This is a genomic window from Sphaerochaeta sp. UBA5849 (assembly GCA_002432715.1).
In the GTDB taxonomy this organism is placed as follows: Bacteria; Spirochaetota; Spirochaetia; order Sphaerochaetales; family Sphaerochaetaceae; genus Sphaerochaeta.
The window spans coordinates 1-6,716 of the sequence record DJGJ01000009.1; the positions used below are offsets into that span (position 1 = coordinate 1).

General features: G+C 49.6%; 8 protein-coding genes. All 8 read right to left on the reverse strand.

The features are described from left to right. Positions 1-112: 112 nt before the first annotated feature. On the reverse strand, positions 113-1,378 hold the full coding sequence (locus tag B3K89_RS01240) for an ATP-binding protein (RefSeq protein ID WP_345906945.1): 1,266 nt from the start codon (positions 1,376-1,378) through the stop codon (positions 113-115). A gap of 124 nt (positions 1,379-1,502) precedes the next feature. Continuing rightward, entirely contained in the window at positions 1,503-2,267 is a 765-nt protein-coding gene (locus B3K89_RS01245) for a DUF4143 domain-containing protein (protein WP_345906946.1), read from the reverse strand. A gap of 5 nt (positions 2,268-2,272) precedes the next feature. Then, complete coding sequence (locus B3K89_RS01250; protein WP_345906947.1) at positions 2,273-2,851, reverse strand: AAA family ATPase; 579 nt, start codon at positions 2,849-2,851, stop codon at positions 2,273-2,275. A 311-nt stretch (positions 2,852-3,162) separates the two neighbouring features. Continuing rightward, positions 3,163-4,188: a selenide, water dikinase SelD gene (gene selD, locus B3K89_RS01255; protein WP_298502571.1), complete on the reverse strand. Its 1,026-nt coding sequence runs from the start codon at positions 4,186-4,188 to the stop codon at positions 3,163-3,165. A 2-nt stretch (positions 4,189-4,190) separates the two neighbouring features. Then, positions 4,191-4,421, reverse strand: a complete 231-nt coding sequence (locus B3K89_RS01260; protein WP_298502574.1) for a putative Se/S carrier-like protein — start codon at positions 4,419-4,421, stop codon at positions 4,191-4,193. After that, the gene (locus B3K89_RS01265) at positions 4,418-4,627 is read right to left on the reverse strand and encodes a sulfurtransferase TusA family protein (protein ID WP_298502578.1); all 210 of its coding nucleotides are present in this window, start codon (positions 4,625-4,627) and stop codon (positions 4,418-4,420) included. The genes B3K89_RS01260 and B3K89_RS01265 overlap by 4 nt, the downstream gene beginning before the upstream one ends. Before the next feature lie 4 nt (positions 4,628-4,631). Beyond that, complete coding sequence (gene yedE, locus B3K89_RS01270) at positions 4,632-5,687, reverse strand: YedE family putative selenium transporter (protein WP_345906948.1); 1,056 nt, start codon at positions 5,685-5,687, stop codon at positions 4,632-4,634. Positions 5,688-5,745: 58 nt separating this feature from the next. After that, complete coding sequence (locus B3K89_RS01275; RefSeq protein WP_345906949.1) at positions 5,746-6,612, reverse strand: hypothetical protein; 867 nt, start codon at positions 6,610-6,612, stop codon at positions 5,746-5,748. Positions 6,613-6,716 lie beyond the last annotated feature (104 nt).

The window sequence follows — 6,716 nt, forward strand, 5'->3', positions numbered from 1 at the left end:
TTCCATTTTGAAATTGGCTCTACAATCAATAAATAATTGACTTTTGCGGTAATCCACTGGAGACTTTTGCGGTAAATCGCTTTCACCTTGCGAATTCAAGGTTTTTCCGTCTTCAAGGCCTCAATGCAGTCAAAGGTACAACATATACCCCATCAGGGCGTCTATAGGCTGCATTCGAAAGGCCACAGATTACACACAACGAGGAAGCCGGCTTAAGAAACTTAGCCTGAATCTTTAACAACGACTGTGCAGCCGCATCAATCTGATTGGCTCCAAGCTTGATTTCAAATGCGCTCCAAGAGCCATCCGGCATTTCGATGACTGCATCTATCTCATTGTTCTCGTAATCCTGATAATGGTATAACTCCCCACCAAACGCTTGAGCATAAATCCTAAGATCCCGTACACACAACGCTTCAAACATGAACCCAAACGTTTGGAGATCACCGATAAGCTTGTCTTCCTGGGTGATTCCTAAAAGTGAGCAGGCAAATGACGGATCAGTGAAATGACGTTTCTCTGCTTGCTTGACAGAAAGCGATGACCGTAGCGATGCTCCATAGGGTTTTTGGTTCTCCAAGATGAAGAGTCTGGTAAACACATCGAGATAATCGGTTATGGTGTCTTCATCAATTGAAGTCTTCTCTACACCCATCATATCGTCCTTGAGCTTCTTCTTTCCTACAGTTGTACTCTCGTTTCTTGCAAGAGAGCGTAACAGAAGCCTCATCTTGGCTTTGTCTCTCTTGATATCATCAATCTTGTCAACATCATCATCAACAACGTTTTTCAAGTACATCCTTGGGATCAGAACAGCATTCTTTGTAGACAATCCAATACTCCCAGGCCATCCTCCCCTAAGAATGAGAGTAGCAATAGTCCGTAACTGGACCTCCCCTGTCAACTTTGTTTCATATACTGAGTTACAAATATCCTTAAGAGAGATGGAGCCTGAGGAATCTCCAGATTCATACAGTGACATGGGCATCATTCTCAATCGTGCTATTCGACCGGTTCCAGAATGCATCACTCCCCTACGCTTTGGCGTTGCAGAACCGGTAAGAATGAATTGTCCCTTAACTGCCTGGTCATCAACCTTAAACCTAACGGCATCCCAGAGGGAAGGCACTTCCTGCCACTCGTCAATCAATCTTGGAAACTCCCCATCCAGTACGATTGAGGGGTCAAGCTGTGCCAATTGCCGGTTTTGAAAATTACCCGCGGGATCACTTACAAGAAATGCACTCTTTGCATGCATATGTGCAGTCCACGTCTTCCCACACCACTTTGGCCCCTCAATACAAATTGCTCCAAATGCCTGTAAATATTGTTCAACCAGCTCATCGATAACTCTAGGACGATATTGTGAAGGATCCATCTCTATTCCTCTTTTACATATAGTATAGTTGCAAGATAGGAAATCATCAACATCTTTCGGTTAAATTAGTGAGTTTTATTCGGTGTTTTTTAAAGACTTCAATCGGTGAAATTCGAGAATGATCTTATAGAAGCAGCGTCATATATAGTGGCAGATAGGTGATACCATCCTCCTGTCTGAAATCACTGGTGTGCAGGACATACGGCGTGTGGAGCTGTTGGGCAAACTTTGCCCTGAACTTCTGAAGGGACGTCGGGGTGTAATTCTTGCTGGACTTCACTTCTATAGGTGAGATGTTGTGTTTGTTGCTGACCTTGCTCTTTGCAATGAGAAAATCTATTTCCATACGCGATAGAGCATCATCTCGCGATGAGTTGGAATAGAAATATAGCTTGTGACCGCTTGCAACCAACATCTGTGCCACAATGTTCTCAACGATCATCCCCAGGTTGACTGCCAGCTTATCAAAGAGAATTTTCTGGTAGATCTCTTCACTCACGATACCGTTCTCATCAAACGCATGACTGACGAGAAGCCCTGTATCAGCCATATAACATTTGAAAGTCATTCGATCCATATTGAGTCGAAGTCCGACAGTTGGTGAGCTGGAATTATAACAGATACTGGCAATCATTGCATCGCTGAGCCAAAAGAGTGCATCCTCATACTCACGCAGTCGGGCTTCCTTCGAAAGCAATGCCCATTTGAATTTTCGATCATGCTTCTGAAGCTGTGCCGGAATATCGTCAAAAATCTGCTCGACCTTCATCTCATACCCTTGGGCATGTTTGACAATATCACCTCGATAGAGGGTAAGGATGTCACGTTTCACCCGGTCCACGCTATTGAAATCACGGGTATTCACATATGTTTCAACTGCTTGGGGCATACCGCCTACAATGAGATACTGCCTGAAAAATCCATTGCCTTTCGATGGAGGGCCTGGCCCAACGGTTTTCTATCGTGAAAGCAGATTCTTATGAAATCCATCAGTGTTTCATTCCCAAGCGCCCACAGAAATTCCTCAAAATCCAACGGATGCATGGTAAGGTGTCGTTCCTCTGACGGTATGACTATGTCCTGCACGTGTTTCTTTACACTCATCAGCGAGCCAGTCTCGATATAGTCATACCGACCATCGGCAACCAAATATGTAAGTGCCGCCCGTGCTCTCGGAAAGAGTTGTACTTCATCAAGAATAATCAGCGTCTCCCGCTCATAAAGCTTCACATTGTACAGGTTCGAAAGATACAAAAAGAACGTATCCAGATCATTGAGGTAATGAACGAACAGATCCATGACCTCTTCACTGGAACGGTTGAAATCAACTACGATATAACTCTTGTACTCAGCCTTTGCAAATGCTTCAACTATATAGCTCTTCCCAACACGGCGGGCACCTTCAATGAGCAGGGCCGTTCGCCCCATCTCTTGTTGCTTCCACTCCAATTCTGCAAATATCTTTCTTTTCATAGGATATCCGTCCCTATAATCACGAATTCAAGCATTTCATACCCCTTCATAATCACGGATTCAAGAGTTTTTGAACAAAAACTGTACTTGTCAAGAAAAGTTTGTGTAAAAACTACCGCTATACGCTCGTTGCCAAGAAATCCTTATAGTGACTTCAATCAAGAACAGAGGTAACTACCCGATGTACCACCGGGGTAGAAAATAAGGGTTCGACAGATCGAAACCCTTCTTCATACTGTCCGAAAACCTGCACGGCAATTATGTAACAGTACAGAAAATACTACCCTGGGAAGCAATGCTTGCCTGTCTTATCACACAACCAGCAACGGAGATTCTGCCTTCTCAACAACCTCGCCTATGATCGGAAAGCCTGTCTCTTGGCTGTAGAGAAGCCCATCGGCTTTGCTCATACTCAAAAGCAGTCCTCCCGAGGTCTGCGGGTCATAGAGGACGTCCATACGTTCTAGATCAATCTCACTTCTGAACAGGACGGAGCCCTCGAGATACTCACGGTTGTTGTAGAGCCCCTCGGGATTGAGGCCCATGGCTGCATACTCCAACGCTTCCTCGATGATTGGAATACTTTGGGAGTTGAGGATGAAGGAAACATTGCTGGCAGTTGCCATTTCATGGGCATGACCCAAAAGGGAAAACCCGGTAATGTCGGTTGCAGCATGCACGTCCTTGCTGCGTGCAGCCTCAAAGGCTGCCTTGTTCAGCGTGGTCATGCTCAAAACGGCTTTCTGTTGGGCTTCCTTGCTTGCAAGACCTGCCTTCACTGCAGTGTTGACGATTCCCACACCCAAAGCCTTGGTGAGAATGAGAACGTCGCCGGGCCTGCTGCCATGGTTGGCCCATACCTTGTTCTCAACGGCGAAGCCGGTGACACAGAGGCCGTACTTGGGCGTCGGGTCGCTGATCGTATGCCCGCCTGCTATCACAGCCCCGCTCTCGGCGACTTTGCTCTGACCGCCAAGGAGAATCTGTTTGAGAACCGAAAGGTCGAGGCAGGAGGGAAAACAGACCAGGTTCAGGGCAACCTTCGGCTCCCCTCCCATGGCATAGATGTCACTTAAGGCATTGGCGGCAGCCACCTGCCCGAAGAGGTAGGGGTCGTCGACCATGGGGGGAAAGAAGTCGACGGTCTGCAGCATCAAAAGGCCGCTGCCGATCGGAAGACGGTAGACGCAGGCATCGTCGCTGCCCTCGAAGCCTTCGACAAGGTCGGGACTGTGCATCCAGCCTATGCTGTCCAGCACCTGATGCAGCTGCTTGGGAGGCAGCTTGGCTGCACAGCCGCTTGTCTTCACCATCTGGGTGAGTTTCACTGAATCCATACCTACATCTCCTTGGTGAACTGCGAGCCTACTTGGCGGTAGACGGCCTCAAGCTCTGCGTGCTTGTACCCGATATCCCAATCCTCACTCTCATACCAGGCACAGGTGCCGCAGGAGGATGAGAGCGTACGGGGAACCGGCTTTAGGGTGCAAACCACCCCAACAGTCTTGGCAAAGGTACGAAACTGCACCGCTCCCCAATGGTCGTAGAAGGTGGCGACAAACACGTTCATAGCTTCTTCAGCTCCAATTCCCAACCGTACTCGGTCTTGACAGCGCTGACAGAGAACTTGGCGGCCTTTGCATACCGGCTGACATTCTCCTTGGCGGCAATGGTGTCCACCAGTACCTGAAGCTCGACTGCCTTGGCATCGATTACTTTCTTCGTCTCAATGACCGGCTGAGGGCAGGAAAGCCCGCGGGTGTCTACTATCTGCATGGTGTTAACTCCTTCTGTGTTTCTTCATCACTGCAACAGCAATGAGGGTAATGACGGCAAAGCCGACGATCGTAGCAATTTTTCCTGCTGCTGTGGCACCCTGTACCGAGGAGGCAAGGCCGAAGTTATGGCTCACTGCAGCTCCTGCAAGAAAGCCCAGCACAGTCACTGCGCTGTCGCTGTTGCCCTCACCTGCCAGGATGGTCTGGCGCAAAGGACAGCCGCCGAGCAGTACCGAGCCGTAGCCGACAAGGCCCATGCCAAGGAAGTTCCACAGCCACTGGGTGTGGGCGATGGGCTGGCCGGTGAAGCCCGGCTTGAAGAAGCCGGTGGCCAGGTTCAGGATGAAGGCGGCTACCAATACCGCAACCGAACCAAACAACAGAGTAGGATCCTTGAAGAGGAAAAGGTCGCGGATGCCGCCTGCCATGCACAGCCTGGTACGTTGGGCAAGCGAGCCGACGACAAGACCGGCGGCCAATGAGACGAGCAGGGGGGCGTGCTGGCTGCCCGGTCCTGAAGTGCTTGCCTTCAGGAGCATCGGGAGGAACAGGACGATGAGAACAAGGATGAGGGCTGCTGCGCTGAAGGCTGTGCCCTCAGCTCTGCTCTGGGTATAGCTGCGCCCCAGGCTGAAACCCCTATTCAAGAGGATTCCACCGACTCCGATACCTGCGGCAAACCCGAAGAGTCCTACCAAGGCATTGAGATCTCCGCCTGCAAGACGGAGAATCATACGGAAGGGACAACCGAGGAAGACCAAGGCCCCGACCATGACAAAGAAGGCAATGATAAAGCGCAAAAAAGGGGAAGAACCTCCCCGGCTCTTGAACTCGCCCTTGATGGTGCTGATCACAAAGGAACCAAGAATGAGGCCCATGATTTCAGGACGCGCGTACTGGACGGCGGCAGCTGAGTGCAAGCCCAGCGAACCTGCAATGTCCCGATAAAAGCAAGCGATGCAAAAGCCCATGTTGGCTGGGTTGCCCAAGGCAACGAGGCCGACTGCAAGGATGCCGAAGATGCTTCCTGCAATGATTAAATTCCGTTTTTCCTGCATGTACTACTCCACAAAGAGTAGTAAACCATTATTTGTTTGTTAATGCAATGGGAAAATATTACGACTCATCCTTTTTCGGCTCCACATCCATCAGGGTGGGAATGAAGCGCTTGACAAAGGCGGCTTTCTTGGAGCGGTACTTGAGATAGAAATAGCCGGCTGTTGAAAAGACCACCGCTCCAATGAAGTTGACAAAGAGGTCCTTCATGGTGTCGATGAGCCCGATGTCCAGGTATCCTCCGACTCCCAGCTCCTTGCCGTTGACCATCACCTCCTCAATGCCCTTGATCACCACGACCTTCTGGCTCTTGGTCGGGTCGAGCATGACCGAGCGGATGGTGGTCACCACCGTGTCCTTCTGCATGTCCATGCCGAACACCATGTCCATGCCAAACTCGAAGAACTCCCAGATAACCCCGATGGTCATGGAGAAGCAGAAGGCTACGATGGCTACAAAGAGCGGGGAGAGGCTGAAGGAGAAGCGTTCGTTCTGGCTGAGGATGTCCACCAATGAAAAGCCGATGGCAGCTGCCAAAAAGCCGTTTATGGTATGCAGTGCGGTATCCCAGAAGGGATAGGTCACATAGTAGGAGCGAATCTCTCCCAATATCGCGGCACTGAAAATGAAGAAGAGAATAATGTTCTCCAAGGTGTCGGGAATATCGATATGGGTGTTGGTCTCGATGAGAGAGGGCACGGCAAAGAGCATGAGGGTCAAGACACATAAGAATACATTCTCATAGTTCTTGTTGAAGGCCTGGGCGATGAGGATGAGGATGACCACCAAACGAAGCAGGTAGTGCACGATACGGGCGCTGTCACGTTGAACGATCATCTGCCTGAGGCTTTTCTTATCGGGTCGCTTCCACTTCTTCATACAGGTATACTGCAGGCACAAGAGGGTGTGGTCAAGTACGGCATTCAAGAAAATACTTCCACCTCAAGGATGGATGGTATTGCTCTTGAACCTAAGCCGCTTCGATGGTATTGTTTCCATACGTATTTTGAGATAGAGGAAGTCTTATCAAG

Excerpts from the sequence above, each read along its gene's own strand:
- B3K89_RS01245 (WP_345906946.1), bottom strand. The coding sequence starts at position 2,267 with ATGCCCCAAGCAGTTGAAACATATGTGAATACCCGTGATTTCAATAGC.
- yedE (WP_345906948.1), bottom strand. The coding sequence starts at position 5,687 with ATGCAGGAAAAACGGAATTTAATCATTGCAGGAAGCATCTTCGGCATC.
- B3K89_RS01250 (WP_345906947.1), bottom strand. The coding sequence starts at position 2,851 with ATGAAAAGAAAGATATTTGCAGAATTGGAGTGGAAGCAACAAGAGATG.
- B3K89_RS01240 (WP_345906945.1), bottom strand. The coding sequence starts at position 1,378 with ATGGATCCTTCACAATATCGTCCTAGAGTTATCGATGAGCTGGTTGAA.
- B3K89_RS01260 (WP_298502574.1), bottom strand. The coding sequence starts at position 4,421 with ATGAACGTGTTTGTCGCCACCTTCTACGACCATTGGGGAGCGGTGCAG.
- B3K89_RS01265 (WP_298502578.1), bottom strand. The coding sequence starts at position 4,627 with ATGCAGATAGTAGACACCCGCGGGCTTTCCTGCCCTCAGCCGGTCATT.
- selD (WP_298502571.1), bottom strand. The coding sequence starts at position 4,188 with ATGGATTCAGTGAAACTCACCCAGATGGTGAAGACAAGCGGCTGTGCA.